Source organism: Thermoplasmata archaeon (assembly GCA_035622275.1).
Classification (GTDB): Archaea; Thermoplasmatota; Thermoplasmata; order Lutacidiplasmatales; family UBA184; genus Lutacidiplasma.
In genome coordinates, this window is the sequence record DASPVQ010000023.1 from 29,126 (window position 1) to 43,141 (window position 14,016).

Sequence of the window (14,016 nt, forward strand, 5' to 3'; positions counted from 1 at the left end):
GGGTCCCACACGATCGGGGGACTCAATGGGCAACGGTAACGGCAACGGAGACTGGCTGCGGGCCCGGGGGATCGGCCGCGAGCGTCTGGCGGGCGTTCTCGCCGACTACCTCGGCACCATCGGCTACAGCGTCGAGCGCAGCGACACGACCGAGCCGTCCCTGAGCCGGGTCAAAGGACGGCTCGAACGGATGAATCCGGCCGTGCCGCCGGTCGCGTCCGAGCTGGCCTTTCGCCTCTACCCGACGAGCGGCGGCGCGGCGCTCGTCTGGGAGACCCCGACGGAGATCCCGGGCGAGCAGCGGGCGCGAATGGACCGGCTGGTCGCGGAGATCTCCAGCCATCTCGTGCGAACGGTCGCCACCGAGAGCCACGCGACCGCGAAGGTGAGCGCCCCCGCGGACTCGCGCCTCCCCTGGCAGGGCAATGGCAGCGCGACGCCCGAGCGCCCGTCGGCCTAGCGCGGCCGCCGGGCGAGCGCCGGCCGCGTGTGGGCGACCGCGCGTACCCTCAGCGTTATAATCCGGACCTGGGTCGGGGCCCCGCGTTCCATGGGGTCGTCCGCCTATCGCTACATGGGCCGTTCCTTCCGCCAGACGCTCGGCGAGGAAGGGGCCGGGCTGCGGCACGAGCGGCTGCTCACCTGGCGGAACCAGCACACGGTCACCCGGCTCGAGCACCCGACGCGCCTCGACCGCGCGCGGGCGCTCGGCTTCAAGGCGAAGGGCGGCTGGATCGTCGTGCGCGTCCGCGTCCGACGCGGTGGCCAGCGCAAGCGCGCGATCATCGCGGGCCGACGCCCGAAGCACAAGGGCGTTCTGCGGATGACGCTGAAGAAGAGCCTGCGCCGCATCGCCGAGGAGCGCGCGCAGAAGCACTTCCCGAACCTCGAGGTCCTCAACTCCTACTGGGTCGGCGAGGACGGGAAGCAGAAGTTCTACGAGGTGCTGCTCCTCGATCCATCCCACCCCCAGGTGCGCAGCGACCCGACCGTCGCCTGGATCGCCGCACCGAGCCAGAGAGGCCGGGTGCACCGGGGCCTGACGAGTGCCGGGAAGGAGGGTCGCGGGCTGCGCTGGAAGGGCAAGGGCACCGAGCGCTTCCGCCCCTCCTACGCGCGCAACCGGCGCGACACCCGCCGCACGCAGACCAAGGTCATCCCGTAGGCGGTCCGCTCGGCCCGACCGGGCCCAACAGCTCGTCGAGCGAGAGGCCGGAGCGCTCCGCGAGCCGCCGGGCCCAACCGTGGAGCCCCTCTACGTGGACGAGCTCGCCCCGGACGATCCGCGCGAGCCGGCGCCGGTACTCGAGATCGAGCGCCGCGGCATCCGCCTCGAGGAACTCGCGCAGGCGCTGGGCGAGGTGCCCGCCCTCGGTGTCCCAGTCGGTGAGCACGATCACCCGGCGGGCCGCCCCCACGAGATCGTGGGCGGTGCCGGCGAGCGGGCGACCACGGTGGACCTTCACGATCGTCCCCGGGATCCCGAGCCGCCGCAGCGAGCTCCGATCCCGGTCGCCTTCGACGACCAGCACGGTCCCCGCGCGCGCGCTCTCCGTCCTCAGCTCCTGCCAGAGCGCGACGAACGCCTCGAGCATCGCGGCCGGATCGCGCTCGTTCCGCATCGTCCCGGTCGCTCGAACGGCCCACCGGGAACGAGCGCCGCGGTCCAAGACCGCAGGGCTCCTATAGTCCTTCGCGTCTTCCCCGATTCCCACCGCGCCCTCCATGCCCGACCACTACACCCAGCTGCTCGAGTGGCGCCGCACCGAGGCGGCGGTGCGCGGTCTCGCCAAGCTCCCGCACGACTTCTACCGGACGACGAGCGCCTACCTCGCCGAGGTGCGCGCCGCCTACGAGGGCGAGCTCCGAGAGAATCCGTCCGGGCGCAAGGGCGAGATGTCCCGCCAGACGTACCAACGGGCGAGCCAGATCGCGCGCGACATCATCGAAGCCCGGTCGCAGAAGGTGCTGACCGCCGCGTTCCAGGCGTCGATCGGCGGCACGCGCGATCTGCCGAACGCCCTCGCCGAGGAGCGCGTGGTCTTCGACAGCGTCCTCGCGGCGCTGACGCAGCACCGGCGCGACTCCGCGCCGTACCTGGAGGCCGACTCGGCCCGGGTCCCGCCGGCGCCCGCGACACGCCCGCCCGAGCCGGTGCACGCCTCCGAGGCGCCGCCAGCGGCCCGGGCGGCGCGCGCGCCGGGGCCCCTCACGTACGTGCGGATCCTCGAAGGCGGGCGGCAGGTCGCCCTGGGCGCGGAGAACCTCGAGCTGCGGACCGACGACGTGCTGTCGCTGCCCGCCGAGCAGGCCCGGCTGCTCGTCGAGACGAAGGTCGCCGAGCGTATCGACGCGGGACCCGAGCTCCCGGTCACCTAGCCCGGGCCGCCCCCGGCGGGGCCAGCTCGAGCACACGGAAGCGCTCGAAGCCGAACAGCAGGTTCTTGGCGGCGAGCCGCACGCGGACCTCGTCCGCCGGCGTCTTCGCCTGGCCGAGCGCGGCCGCCTGCCGCGCCTCGAAGCCCCAGGCTCCCAGGGCCTCGGCCTGCGTGCGGAACGCGACCTCCTCTAGACCGACGGCCCGCGCGGCCGCCCTCAGCCGGGTGAAGTTGACGAACGTGGACAGATCGGTCTCGCCCGGCGCTTCGAGCGGGTCCGCGATGACCCGATGGCCGCGCACGGCCGCCAGCGTCCCCGAGGGGTGCCCGCGCAGGAGCTCCGACTCCTCCATGCCATAGTCGATCACGATCGCGGCCCCCGCCACCAGGTGGTCGGCGATCTCCCGCACCGTTGCCTCGGCCGCGGGGGCGATCTCGATCACCGTGCCGGGCTCGTCGGGGCGGGGCAGCTCGGGCGGAGGCACCGCTCGCCCGAGCGCCTGCTCGGCGGCCACGCACCGCTCGCCCGCGAGGCGGAGGCCGAGCTCGCGCCACTCCGTCCCGCTCCAGCGCAGCCGGCGGGCGGGCTGTGCGTCCAGGAACTCGTTCGCAACGAGCGCGCCCACGAACGGCCCCTCCGACCCGATGCTCTCCGAGCGTCGCACGGGGATCCCTGGGGCGGCCTCTCGGGCCCGGGACTCCACCTCGGCGGCTCGAGCGTCCGAACGCTCGACGAACCGGTACTCCAGCCCGAAGCGCTCGTCCCGCAGCGACGCGAGGAGATCGGCGGCGAGCGCTCCATCCCCGGGCCCGAGCTCGACGAGCTGGAACGGCCGATCCGGGGGCGCCTGCGCCCGCAGCGCGCGGATACGATCGGCGAGGGTAGCTCCGAAGAGCGGGCTCACGCTGGCGGCGGTGTAGAAGTCGCCGCCGCGCCCGAAGGGGGACGACGCCGCGGCGTAGTAGCCGACGTCCGGGTCGTAGAGCGCGATCTCCATGAACCGGTCGAAGGGGAGGAAACCGTCGGCCTCGGCGGCCTCCCGAAGGCGCGTTCGCAGCCCTTCGCGCCGCTCGGCGACCCGTTCCCCCGCGGCCATCGCCTCGGAGCGCGGGCCGCTCAGCCGATGTAGCCGAGGTCCTCGCGCGGGGCGGGCGCGCCCGGCGCGGACGCCTCGGGGTGCTGCTCGGCGTCGTGGATCTTCTGGGCGATCCGGTCGATCTCCTGGGCCTTGGCCTGGAGCGCCGCGAGATCGAGGTCGATCTTCACGACCTTGGCGAGCACCTTGAGCACCGCCTCGGCGGCCCGGGGATCGACGAAGTAGCCGCTCGTCTCCCCCATCAGGCAGACCCCCTCCATGCCGAAGAGCCGGCCGAGCCCGAGGAACAGTCCGCTCGCGCCGATGAGTCCGCCGCCGGGGTCGTTGCGCGAGAAGACGACGTTGAACTTCTTCATCGCCTCGACCTGGGCCGGACTGGTCGCCGCCCCGAGCACCCGGGGCTGGTCGACGATGCGCCCCTGCGCGAAACCCGCGAGCGTGAAGACCTCGCGGACCCCGAGGCCGCTGCAGTAGTCGAGGACGCGGTGCGTGATCTCGTACTGGCCCTCGGGGCTGATCCCCTGGTAGTCGCCGCCGAGGACCAGGAGGTCGTGCTCGGCGCTCGCCGGCGCCTTCCAGTAGGCGAGGTCGTTGGAGACGAGGCGGATGAGGCCGGTCTCGCTGACGTACACCTGTGGCGGGAAGAACTTGGCGTAGATCGTCGCGAGGGGCTTGGCGGGCAATTGGTCGCGCAGGTAATCCGCCGCGAGCTTCCCGACGTTGCCGACGCCGGGCAGGCCCTCGATCAGGATCGGGTCGTGCAGCGCGACCTTCTCGAGCGAGCGGATGACGACGTCCTCCACGGTCCCTCCGCGCGTGGCAGCGGGAGGGCGAGGATAAAGCCTCGCTTACGGCGATGTAGGCCGCTATCCCGCCGCGCGCTCCGCCGGCCCGACCGCCCAGCCGGTCGGGCTCACGTGCACCGGCGCGATCCGCGTCAGATCGGGCCGGTTCCCGACCTTCTCGACCACGATCGAATGGCCGAAGCGCTCCGCGCGCGGCTCGCTCTTGAGCTCGAAGACGAGGTCGGAGAGATCGTGGAGCAATCCGTAGACCGCCCGGTCGTGGGCGAGGGAGTGGGCGGTGAGGAGCGCCTGGCCGCCGACGGTGCGGCAGCGGTGGCGGATCTGGCGGGCCACGGTCGTCACGTCGTGCGGCTCGAGGACCTCGAGGAAGAAGTCGACCGAGTCGAGGACGAGCCGGAACGGGTGGTCGAACTCGGCGAGGTCGCTGAGCATCCGGCTCGTGAGGCTGAACGGCTTCGGGCTCTCCGCGGCTCCGCTGCGGCTCGCGATCAGCTGCTCGACGCTGAGCCCCTTCTCGCGGGCGCGGGCGATGTCGAGCCCGTGGACCAGCACGCGCTCGTAGTATTCGTCGGCGAGGTTGACGACCTTGATCTCGGCCGGGTCCCAGCCGAAGTCCTCGAAGGCCCTCGTGACGTCCTCGGTCCGCTCGAACGTCGTGTAGAACAGGACCGGAACGCTGCCGACACCCGCGTGCGCGAACTGCTTGGCGAGCAGCGGCGCCCCGGAGCCGGAGTGGCCGGCGAGCAGCGCGAGCCAACCCGGCGGGAGCGCCGGCCAGAGCGCGTCGTCGATCTCCGGGATGCCCAGGACCCGCGTGTCGTCGCCCACGCCTAGCGTCCCCGGCCCACGTCGATCGTCTCGTCGACGAGGAGGTTGAGCATCTGCTCGAGCCCGTGCGGGTCCTCGTCCGAGGTCTCGAGGATCACCGCGAGCACGTTGCGGCTCTTCAGGTTCGTGAGGAAGATGTGGAAGAACTCGTTGAGCAGATGCGTTGGGTTGTGGATCGCGAGCGAGTTCACGCTGTCGATGACGACGATCGAGCGCGCATGCGGGTACTTGCGCAGCAGGTAGTCGACCCGCAGCATGATCTCCTCGAGCGCCCGCGGGGTCTCGACGTACGTCGAGTTCGGCAGGGGATCGGAGTAGTTCATCATGATATGGCTGATCGCGTCGACGAACGAGATCCGGTCGGCGGGCACGTCGAGCGCCTGGGCGAGCGACCAGACGAACGCGGCGGGGTTCGTCACCGTCACGTAGATCGTGTGGGCGTTCGTCTCCGACCCGACGTCGCGCAGCGTCGCGTTCAGCACCGCGAAGTAGTGGTCGGCGTACTCGCGCGGGTCCAGCTTCAGCGCGACCGCGCTGCCGCCGGGGAGCGCCCGGAGCCGGTCGCCGATGTCCGCCGGCGGCACGGGCCTACGTCTCCTCCGGGTTCTGGCCCTTGAGGTGGGGCGCCATCAGCAGCCCGATCGGCGTGAGATCGATCACGTACTGCGCGCGCGAATGCGCGGTGCCGCGCATCTTCACGACCTGGAGGACGCGCAGGATGTCGCCCTGGCGACGGGTGTTCCACAGCAGGACCACTCCGTCCACGATCGCCTCCTCGACCCCGTGCAACGAGTAGCGCCCCGCTTGCGGCCCGATCTCCGAGACGAGGATCGACGTGCAGCCGAGCTGGCTCAGGGTCTGGCCGAGCCGCAGCATGAAGTCGCGGATCCGCTCGTCGCGCCGGATCCGGTAGCAGACGGAGGTCAGGCTGTCGAGCACGAGGCGCTTGACCCCCAGCGACTCGACGAGCTCGTGGATCGTGCGGATCAGGATGTCGATCTCGTCCGGGGTCAGCTCCTCGTGCTCGAGCCCGAGACGGTCGTAGATCGCGGGGAGGTCGGCGAACACGAGCGAGCCGTCGCGCACGAGGTCGGTCCGGAAGAACTCGAAGGTCGAGAGGTTCTGGATCAGCTTCTGCGACGCCTCGGTGACCGACAGGAACAACGATCGCTCGCCGCGCTCCGCCCCACGGACCAGGAACTCGAGGCTGAGCGTCGTCTTGCCGGTGCCGACGCTGCCGGCGACGAGGATCATGTTGCCCCGGGGGATCCCGCCCGCGAGGATGTTGTCGAGTCCCTCGATACCGGTGGCGCAGCGCTCCAACACGGCCGCCGGGGCCAGCAGCGCGCGCGGCGCGGACGGCGCCGCCGGCGTCGCCTCCGGAGGAACCTCCATCGGTAGAACGAGCGAATCCGCCCCTAAGAGGGTTGTGCTGGGCGGGCATCGTTTCTCGGTAGCGGAGGCGGGCTCGTCGGGACCGGCCACGGCATCCGGCGAGGATCGATCGTCCAGCACGGGCCGTTGGGTCCCCGACCGATCGCCAGGATCGCCCCCGCGCGTCCGAGCTGGCTCCCCACCGCCCGCAGGCCCCGACCGCCGGGGTCGCCGGCGCGGCGCAGCCCCGCCAGCGATACCGTCGTGGGGCGGCCGTCCGCCGGCGCGCCGATCTGCTGCCGGATCGAGTCGAGGATCGCCTCGACGGCCGTGGCCATGGTCCGGGTAAGTTCGCCCGGCCCCGGCTCCGCCGCCGGCGGTCGGTCGTCCTTCGGTGGCGGAGGGGCGCCCGGGTCGTCGGCCGGTGCTTCGAGCGGACGGTGCGCCCGCGGGATTCGGGCGGCGCGGATCCATTCCACGGTGACTCCCTTGCCGAGGAGGGCGATCGCGCGGCCGCGCGGGAGCGCGAGAATCGCCTCGGCGGAGACGCCGTTCACCGAGCGTGCGACCTCGCGCGCCTCGGCCGGTGAGCCCCGGAAGACGACGAGGTCGGCGACGTTCGTCCAGAGCGACTCCGCGACCGGTTCCGGCAGCGACGCGACGGCCTGCGTGGCGAGCACCACGTGCACGTCGCGTCGCCGTCCGAGGCGCAGCATCTCGGCGAGGCTCTCATGCCCGAACCACTGGGCCTCGTCGAGCAGGACGAACGTCTTCGCCGGCGGGCTACGGGCGAGCAGCTCCGCCCAGACGAGCGCCAGGTAGACCGAGAGCAGGTAGCGGGCGGTCGACTCGCCGACGATCGCGGCGTCCCCGCTCACGAGCACCACGCGTCCCGGCGCCACGAGGTCCGTGGCGGACAGCGTCGGGGGATGCGCGCACAGCATCCGGGCGAGCACCGGGCTGCGCACGACCTCGTAGATCAGCCGACGGGCGCCATCGGCGTCCTCCGGTCGTTCCCGGATCCGGTCGGCGAGCGAACGGACGGCCTCCATCGCCTCCACGGGTACGAGGCGGAAGCCCCGGGCCTGCGCCTCCAAGAGGCGATGCGCCTCGACCAGCGTGCCCCCGGGCAGCGCGGCCGCCGCGCGAAGCGCCCGCGTCAGCATCTCCTCGAGCCGGGGCCCCCAGAAGCCCGCGTCCGCGTAGCGACCCGATCGCACGCGCCTCAACGCGTGAACGAGATCGTTGAGGGCGCGCTCGCGCACCGCCGGGCTCGCGGCGGAGTCCGTGCCCATCGACGCGAGCGCGTTGATCCCCGGGGCCGACGCCGTGTCGATCCAGGTAAGTCGCCGTCGGGCCTCGGGCGGCAGCTCGGCGCGGAGCGTCCGAGCGGTGTCACCGATCGGGTCCAGGAGGATGACGCCTCCCGCGTCGACCGCGCGTCGGGAGAGCGCGAGCAGCAGGGAGCTCTTGCCCATCCCGGTCTCGCCTAGGATCGCCAGGTGTCGCCCTTGCCCGACCTCGATCGCGGGTCCGACGACGCGTCCCGAGCTCGCCCGACCAAGGGGGAGGATCCACGCGGTCGAGGGGGGCGGCACGCCGACGCCCAGCGTTCCGGACGTGGGCGAGGGAAGGATCGACATCAGGTCGGCCTCGGTCGCCGGGAACGACGGCGGACCGCTCGCGGACCACCACCGGCGGGGACGGAACCGCAGGCCGCTCGCTTCCGCGCCGGCACTGGCCACCTCCAGAGCATGCGCCGCCCGCTCGACCGGTCCGGGAACGTCGGATTCCGCCCGGACCGTGCACGAGGCGGACCACAGGGGACCGGGTGTCGCCGTATCGTCCGCCGCTCGGTGGGCCGAGGGGACCGGGAGCGGAAGCCCCCGGCCCGCAACGGGGGGTCGGGGTGCGGGGTCCGCCCTCGGTGCTCGCGCCCGAACCAGCGGGGCCGGTCGAAGCCACCATGTCGCCCAAGCCCCGGATGGAAGGGACGCGAGCGCCGTGGCCGTCGCGTCGAAGAGCCCGACCGTCTCCTGGCGCGCGCAGAGCCGGACCGGCCAGGCACGGACCGGCACGCCGTCCCACGGGACGCCTGCTAGGGCGACCGGGGCACCGTCGCGCCGCGCGCTCCAGCGATCGTCCTCGTACGCCGGCACCAGCGTCCGGCTCATCCACCGCGCACTCGCCGGCGTCGGTGCCTCGAGCGTGACCAGCGGAGGATGCCCGGAGCCGATCGACAGACGGAAGGCGAGCCCCGTCGCGTGCGCCGCGCGCAGCGCCGCGGCCAGCCGCGCGGCGAACGCGATCGTGTCGCCCGGCCGGGGGACCGGTGCGGCCCGGGACTGGTACCGCCAGCGGGAGACGACGGTCGCTTCGCCCGTGAGTGACACGCCGGCCGCCCCGAGACCACGGGCCGTCCGAGGTCGTCACGCTGCCTTCCCCGACGGTGCGTGAACGGTGCGCGGTCGCCACGCTCAAGTGGTCGGCGGCGTCCGGAGGCGCCGGTCGGTGCCGATGTCGTCGCTCGAGGAGCAGATCACGGCGGTCGAGGAGGAGATCCGTGACACCCCGTACAACAAGGCGACGAGCTCGCACATCGGGCGGCTCAAGGCGAAGCTCGCGGTGCTGCGCCTCGAGCGCGAGACACGGGCCAAGGGCCGGGGCGGCGGAACCGGCTACGCGGTCCGCAAGAGCGGCCATGCGACGGTGGGACTGGTCGGCTACCCGTCGGTCGGCAAGTCGACGCTGCTCAACCGGCTGACCGCCGCCGAGAGCGAGACGGGCGCCTACGACTTCACGACGGTCTCGATCATCCCGGGCATGCTCCGCTGGGGCGGAGCGTCGATCCAGATCCTCGATATGCCCGGTCTCGTGCCGGGCGCGGCCCGCGGGAAGGGACGCGGACGGGAGGTGCTCTCCGTGGTCCGGTCCGTCGACCTGATCCTGTTCATGATCGATCCGGAGCACACGAACCTGCGGGCGTTGATCGCCGAGCTCGAGGGCGCCGGGGTCCGGATCAACGGACGGCCGCCCAAGATCGTGATCGCCCGCACCGACCGCGGCGGACTGACGATCTCGAGCACGGTGCGCCTATCCCATCTGGCCGGTGGGCTCGCGGGCCAGATCGCGCGCGAGTTCGGGCTGCACAACGGCTCGATCGTCTTCCGCGAGGACGCGACCGCGGACCAGCTGATCGACGCGCTCGCGGGGAACCGGGTCTACGTCACCGCGTTGCTCGCCGTCAACAAGAGCGACCTGCTGACCCCGGCCGAGCGCGCGCGCCTCGTGCTCGAGCAGCGACCGTTCGACCCCATCTTCGTCTCCGCCCGCGACCGGCTGGGTCTCGACGCGCTCGTCGACCGTATCGGACACGCGCTGCGCTTCATCCGGATCTACGTGAAGCCTCCCGGCCGGCCCGCGGACACCGAGGAGCCGGTGATCCTGCGCGAGGGCGACGGCGTCCAGGCCCTGCTCGCCCGCCTGCCCGGAGAGCTCGACCGGACGTTCCGCTCGGCTCAGGTCTGGGGGCGGAGCGCGCGGTTCCCCGGTCAGACGGTCGGGCGCGATCACGTGCTCGCCGACGAGGATATCGTCACCGTGCTCGTCGCCCGGGGCGCGGCGCGCGCGGTCGCGCAAGGGTGAGGCGCGGCCGCTCGCCGAACAGCTCGGCCCGCGCGCGCCCGCCCACGAGGTAGTGGCCGCGGTGGAACGGCTCGAGCTCGACGGACGGCGCGAGATCGAAGCCCCCTCGCAGGGCCCGTTCCGCGTCGGCGAGGTGCCCGGACGCTTCGGCGTCGCGCCCCATGCTGGGGGTCTTGAGGGCCATCACGAACGCGGCGCCGGGCCGATCGAGGAACAGCGCGGCGTTCTCGCGCGCGATCGCGACCTGGTCGGGCTGGGCGATGTCCGCGTAGATCCCGCGGACCGGCGGGACGAGGTGGGCGAACGCGCGGGGCGCGCGCGCGTCCGCGAGGATCGGAAGGAGGTTCGGCCACCGCTCGGCGAGCGACAGCAGTCGGGCGAACGACCTCGGGCTGCGTTCGAGCGCGTAGACGCGGCCCGCCGGGCCGACGAGGTCGGCGACGTGGCTCGCGGTCGTCCCGCTCGCCGCCCCGAGGTAGAGCCACGTCTCCTCCACGGTCGGCACGGGACCGGTCCATCGGTGGAGAATCGCCGCCGCGAGCTTCGAGCGCCCCGGCTCGAAGGCGCGGAACGCACGGGCCCCGAGCTCGACCCACCGCTCTCCGTAGACCGGCGGCGGCCGCGCGACCGCCTCCGTGAACAGCTGGACCCGGTCCGCCACGTTCGAGCGGGCGAGCCGCGGGTACGTGCGATCGGTATCGAAGCGTCGGGCGGCCCTCACGCCCGTCGCCTCCGCAGCTGCTCGACCCGCCGGTCGCGGCGGGCCACGAGCGCGGCCGCGAGATCGGCGTGCGTCGTCGCGTCGGCCCGGGCCGCGATCGCTGCGAGCGCGCTGAGGCTGCGCGCGTAGGCCCCGCGCCGGTCGGGCGGAACGTCCGCCATCCGGTCGGCCCGGTAGACGATCCCGTAGCGCGGTCCGTGCTCGGCCGACGGACGCCGACGGGTCCCGAGGAGCTGGAGGCGGGGCGCCCGCAGCCGGCCCGCCGCCTCGACGCCCCCGGCCGCGGCGACGAGCCGGGCGGCCGTCCGCGCACCGACCACCGCCGAGAGGTTCGGGACCACGGCGCGCGCCTGCGCGCTCAGACGCTCGAGCAGGGCGGCGTGGTGCCGCTCGAGCGCGACCCGCACGGCCGCCCAGGCCTCGGCGTACTCGGCCAGCGGGGTGCCGCTCGGGGCGAGGAACGCTTCGGCCGCACGCGCCTCACGGCCCGACGCGCGCTCGAGGCGCTCCTCCTCGCGCGCCAGGCTGACGAGCACCTCCCCCGGCGAGCGGAGGACGCCTTCGAGCCGGGCGCGCGCGAGGGTGAGCAGCGCGCGCCGCTCGAGCGCCGGGTCGACCGGCGGGACCGACGCGCGCGCCCGTCGGAGCTCGCCGAGCGAGGCGATCGGCACCGGTGCCCCGCGCGCGGCCCCGAGCGCCTCCGCCCAGGCGTCGGTGTCCGCGCGCAGCTCGGTGTCGGGCGGCAGCTCGGCCACCGACCGTTCGAGCGCGGCCGGCAGGGGCTCCGGTCCGCCCTCGGTGTCCGGACCGAAGGGTAGCGTTCGAGGGAAGGCGAGCGAGCGGTCGTCGCCCGGCCCGATAAGCACGAGCTGCGTGAGTCGCCCGACGACGACCGCGCGGACCACTAGAACTCCTCGAGCGAGCGCTGGAAGCGGTGGTGCTCCTGCGGCACGTCGACCGGGTACTTCCCGGTCAGGCAGCCGAGGCACAGATTGTCCGCCGGGATCGTGATCGCCTCGACGAGGCCTTCGATCGACAGATAGTGGACGCTCTCGGCACCGACGGCCTGCGCCACGTCCGGCTCCTCGCGTCCGTGCGCCACGAGGTCCCGGCGGTCCTTCATGTCGACGCCGAAGTAGCAGGGAGCACGGATGGGTGGGCAGCCGACCCGCACGTCGATGCGCGTCGCCCCGGCGCCGCGGACCATCTGGACGATCTCGCGCAGCGTCGTGCCGCGGACGATCGAGTCGTCGATGAGCACGACGCGCTTGCCCTTCAGCAGGCCCGGGACCGGATGCAGCTTCACCCGGACCTCGAACTCGCGACGACGCTGGTCGGGCAGGATGAACGTCCGCTCGACGAACCGGTTCTTGATCAGGCCCTCCGCGTAGGGGATCCCCGAGGCCCGCGAGAAGCCGAGCGCCTGGGGTCGCGCCGAGTCCGGCACCGGCACGACCAGGTCCGCCTCGGTCGGCGCCTCCTTCGCGAGCGCCTCGCCGACCCGGTAGCGGACGTCGTAGACGGGCCGGCCCTCGGCGATCGAATCGGGCCGGGAGAAGTAGACCCACTCGAACATGCAGTGGGCCCGGGCCCCGTTCGCGGCCATGGAGGACGTCCGCACCGCCTGGCCCTTCTCCAGGACGACGATCTCCCCCGGCTCGAGGTCGCGGACCGCGCGGCCGCCCATCAGCTCGAGCGCGACCGACTCGCTCGCGACCGCCGCCCCGCCGTCCACGGTCCCGAGGACGAGCGGGCGGATCCCCAGCGGGTCCCGGAACGCGTAGACGCGGGAGCCGACGAGGAGGACGACCGCGTAGCCGCCCACGATCTCCTTCGCCGCGTGGCGGATCGCGCCCTCCAGCTCGCGCGTGCGCCCGTACTCCAGCGCAATCAGCTGGGCCTTCGTCTCGGTGTCGGCGTTCCCCAGCAGCTCGACGCCCTGCGCCTTCAGGCGGCGGCGCACCCGCTCGAAGTTGACGATGTCGCCGTTGTGTGCGATCGCCCCGTCCTGGTCGCGGATCTTCACGACGATCGGCTGCGCGTTCTCCAGGTCGCTCGAGCCGGTCGTCGAGTAGCGCACGTGGCCGATCCCGATCGGTCCCCGGAGCGTGTCGAGCAGTTCCTGGCCGAAGATCTCGTGGACGAGCCCCATCCCCTTGCGGTGGTAGAGCGTCCCGTGGCTCGCGGTCGCGATGCCCGCGGACTCCTGGCCGCGGTGCTGCAGCGCTCGGAGGCCCCGGAACAGGTACGGGGCCGCGCCCTTGCCCTGCAGCGACACCCCGACGACGCCGCAGTGCTCCCGAGCCGGCATGCGTGGAGGAGGGCCTAGGCCGGCCTCACGCCGGAGGGAGCGGAGGCCGGAACTTAACGGTGGCCTAGCGAGCGGGGAAGCAGGTCACCCGAAGAGCGCCGAGAGGCCCTCCGCGGCCTCCTCCTCGGTGACGCCCTTCTCCTCCTTCTTCTCCTCTTCCTTCTTCTCGGCCTTGCCTTCCTTCTTGTCGGCCGGCGCGGCCGCCGCGGACGGCGCCGCGAACGTCTCGGCCTTCGCGATCAGCTCGGCGAGGTTGACCCCCTCGAGCGACGCGAGCAGCGCCTTGAGGCGCGCCGGGTCTGGCTGGACCCCGGCGGCGCTCAGGACGCCCCCGAGCCCCTTCTCGTCGATCGGCTTCTGGGCCGCGTTCAGCAGCAGCGCTCCGTAGACATACTCCATCGTCATTTCCTCCTTCTGTGTTCGGCGAACCGCGAGCTCAGCCCGAGACGGCGCGGCCGACCGCGGCCGCCTCCTTCATCGCCTGCACGAACAGCGGCTCGATCGTCTCCTTCGTCGGATAGCCGGCCGCGACCGCGAGCCCGAGGGCCCGGCGGTGCGCGCGCTGGACGAGGAGCGGGAGCGTGACCGGGGTGAGGTAGGCGAGCTCGACGGCGACCGCCACGGCGCGCCAGGCCGCCCGGCCGAGCTCGGCCCGCTGGACGTCCAGGTCGACGGCGAGGACCTCGGGAGGGTAGTACGTCGTCCCATCGACCAGGCCCTTGACCGCGAGGCCGACCTCGAGAGGCCGGATGTCCATCCGGGTCAGGAGACCGGCGACCTCGCGCGAGATCGTCTCGCCGGCGTGGACGATCGTCGTGTCCTTCTTCAGCACGACCTTGCCCTTCTCGATCGCCGC

At 73.1% G+C, this 14,016-nt stretch carries 16 protein-coding genes; 4 read left to right on the forward strand and 12 right to left on the reverse strand.

Annotation, left to right across the window (positions count from 1 at the left end; genetic code table 11):
• Positions 1 to 25: 25 nt before the first annotated feature.
• Together VEL82_07060 and VEL82_07065 are read left to right on the forward strand one after the other, a co-directional pair.
• The gene (locus VEL82_07060; GenBank protein HXW67614.1) at positions 26 to 460 is read left to right on the forward strand and encodes a hypothetical protein; all 435 of its coding nucleotides are present in this window, start codon (positions 26 to 28) and stop codon (positions 458 to 460) included.
• Positions 461 to 550: 90 nt separating this feature from the next.
• The gene (locus VEL82_07065) at positions 551 to 1,165 is read left to right on the forward strand and encodes a 50S ribosomal protein L15e (GenBank protein HXW67615.1); all 615 of its coding nucleotides are present in this window, start codon (positions 551 to 553) and stop codon (positions 1,163 to 1,165) included.
• Here the strand turns inward: VEL82_07065 and VEL82_07070 are convergent.
• Entirely contained in the window at positions 1,155 to 1,622 is a 468-nt protein-coding gene (locus VEL82_07070) for a toprim domain-containing protein (GenBank protein HXW67616.1), read from the reverse strand. The two genes, VEL82_07065 and VEL82_07070, sit on opposite strands and share 11 nt — an antisense overlap.
• Before the next feature lie 103 nt (positions 1,623 to 1,725).
• On the opposite strand from VEL82_07070, the gene VEL82_07075 reads away from it, so the two are divergent.
• Positions 1,726 to 2,379 (forward strand): hypothetical protein, encoded by a 654-nt coding sequence (locus VEL82_07075; protein HXW67617.1) that lies wholly within the window; start codon positions 1,726 to 1,728, stop codon positions 2,377 to 2,379.
• Here the strand turns inward: VEL82_07075 and VEL82_07080 are convergent.
• The 6 genes from VEL82_07080 to VEL82_07105 all read right to left on the reverse strand — a co-directional run bounded on the left by VEL82_07080 (position 2,372) and on the right by VEL82_07105 (position 8,876).
• Complete coding sequence (locus VEL82_07080) at positions 2,372 to 3,475, reverse strand: SAM-dependent methyltransferase (protein HXW67618.1); 1,104 nt, start codon at positions 3,473 to 3,475, stop codon at positions 2,372 to 2,374. The genes VEL82_07075 and VEL82_07080 overlap by 8 nt on opposite strands.
• A 20-nt stretch (positions 3,476 to 3,495) precedes the next feature.
• Positions 3,496 to 4,278, reverse strand: a complete 783-nt coding sequence (locus tag VEL82_07085; protein HXW67619.1) for a proteasome assembly chaperone family protein — start codon at positions 4,276 to 4,278, stop codon at positions 3,496 to 3,498.
• A gap of 63 nt (positions 4,279 to 4,341) precedes the next feature.
• Positions 4,342 to 5,109 (reverse strand): RAD55 family ATPase, encoded by a 768-nt coding sequence (locus VEL82_07090; protein ID HXW67620.1) that lies wholly within the window; start codon positions 5,107 to 5,109, stop codon positions 4,342 to 4,344.
• 2 nt (positions 5,110 to 5,111) lie between these two features.
• Positions 5,112 to 5,693 carry a hypothetical protein gene (locus VEL82_07095; protein HXW67621.1) on the reverse strand — a complete coding sequence of 194 codons (582 nt, stop codon included), beginning with the start codon at positions 5,691 to 5,693 and terminating at the stop codon, positions 5,112 to 5,114.
• 4 nt (positions 5,694 to 5,697) lie between these two features.
• The gene (locus tag VEL82_07100) at positions 5,698 to 6,504 is read right to left on the reverse strand and encodes an ATPase domain-containing protein (protein HXW67622.1); all 807 of its coding nucleotides are present in this window, start codon (positions 6,502 to 6,504) and stop codon (positions 5,698 to 5,700) included.
• Between the two features lie 23 nt (positions 6,505 to 6,527).
• Positions 6,528 to 8,876: a DUF87 domain-containing protein gene (locus VEL82_07105; GenBank protein ID HXW67623.1), complete on the reverse strand. Its 2,349-nt coding sequence runs from the start codon at positions 8,874 to 8,876 to the stop codon at positions 6,528 to 6,530.
• 124 nt (positions 8,877 to 9,000) lie between these two features.
• On the opposite strand from VEL82_07105, the gene VEL82_07110 reads away from it, so the two are divergent.
• Entirely contained in the window at positions 9,001 to 10,128 is a 1,128-nt protein-coding gene (locus VEL82_07110; GenBank protein ID HXW67624.1) for a GTP-binding protein, read from the forward strand.
• Here VEL82_07110 and VEL82_07115 read toward each other — a convergent pair.
• The 5 genes from VEL82_07115 to VEL82_07135 all read right to left on the reverse strand — a co-directional run.
• Positions 10,079 to 10,849: a fibrillarin-like rRNA/tRNA 2'-O-methyltransferase gene (locus tag VEL82_07115; GenBank protein HXW67625.1), complete on the reverse strand. Its 771-nt coding sequence runs from the start codon at positions 10,847 to 10,849 to the stop codon at positions 10,079 to 10,081. The two genes, VEL82_07110 and VEL82_07115, sit on opposite strands and share 50 nt — an antisense overlap.
• Positions 10,846 to 11,754 (reverse strand): hypothetical protein, encoded by a 909-nt coding sequence (locus VEL82_07120; GenBank protein HXW67626.1) that lies wholly within the window; start codon positions 11,752 to 11,754, stop codon positions 10,846 to 10,848. The genes VEL82_07115 and VEL82_07120 overlap by 4 nt, the downstream gene beginning before the upstream one ends.
• Complete coding sequence (purF, locus tag VEL82_07125) at positions 11,754 to 13,160, reverse strand: amidophosphoribosyltransferase (protein ID HXW67627.1); 1,407 nt, start codon at positions 13,158 to 13,160, stop codon at positions 11,754 to 11,756. The genes VEL82_07120 and purF overlap by 1 nt, the downstream gene beginning before the upstream one ends.
• 84 nt (positions 13,161 to 13,244) lie before the next feature.
• On the reverse strand, positions 13,245 to 13,559 hold the full coding sequence (gene rpl12p / locus VEL82_07130) for a 50S ribosomal protein P1 (GenBank protein HXW67628.1): 315 nt from the start codon (positions 13,557 to 13,559) through the stop codon (positions 13,245 to 13,247).
• Between the two features lie 37 nt (positions 13,560 to 13,596).
• Positions 13,597 to 14,016 (reverse strand): 50S ribosomal protein L10 (locus tag VEL82_07135; protein HXW67629.1); only part of this gene is annotated, 420 nt, incomplete at its 5' end.

Coding starts and splice junctions, on each gene's coding strand:
- VEL82_07075 (HXW67617.1), top strand. CDS start 1,726: ATGCCCGACCACTACACCCAGCTGCTCGAGTGGCGCCGCACCGAGGCG.
- purF (HXW67627.1), bottom strand. CDS start 13,160: ATGCCGGCTCGGGAGCACTGCGGCGTCGTCGGGGTGTCGCTGCAGGGC.
- VEL82_07100 (HXW67622.1), bottom strand. CDS start 6,504: ATGGAGGTTCCTCCGGAGGCGACGCCGGCGGCGCCGTCCGCGCCGCGC.
- VEL82_07110 (HXW67624.1), top strand. CDS start 9,001: ATGTCGTCGCTCGAGGAGCAGATCACGGCGGTCGAGGAGGAGATCCGT.
- VEL82_07070 (HXW67616.1), bottom strand. CDS start 1,622: ATGCGGAACGAGCGCGATCCGGCCGCGATGCTCGAGGCGTTCGTCGCG.
- VEL82_07060 (HXW67614.1), top strand. CDS start 26: ATGGGCAACGGTAACGGCAACGGAGACTGGCTGCGGGCCCGGGGGATC.
- VEL82_07080 (HXW67618.1), bottom strand. CDS start 3,475: ATGGCCGCGGGGGAACGGGTCGCCGAGCGGCGCGAAGGGCTGCGAACG.
- VEL82_07065 (HXW67615.1), top strand. CDS start 551: ATGGGGTCGTCCGCCTATCGCTACATGGGCCGTTCCTTCCGCCAGACG.
- rpl12p (HXW67628.1), bottom strand. CDS start 13,559: ATGGAGTATGTCTACGGAGCGCTGCTGCTGAACGCGGCCCAGAAGCCG.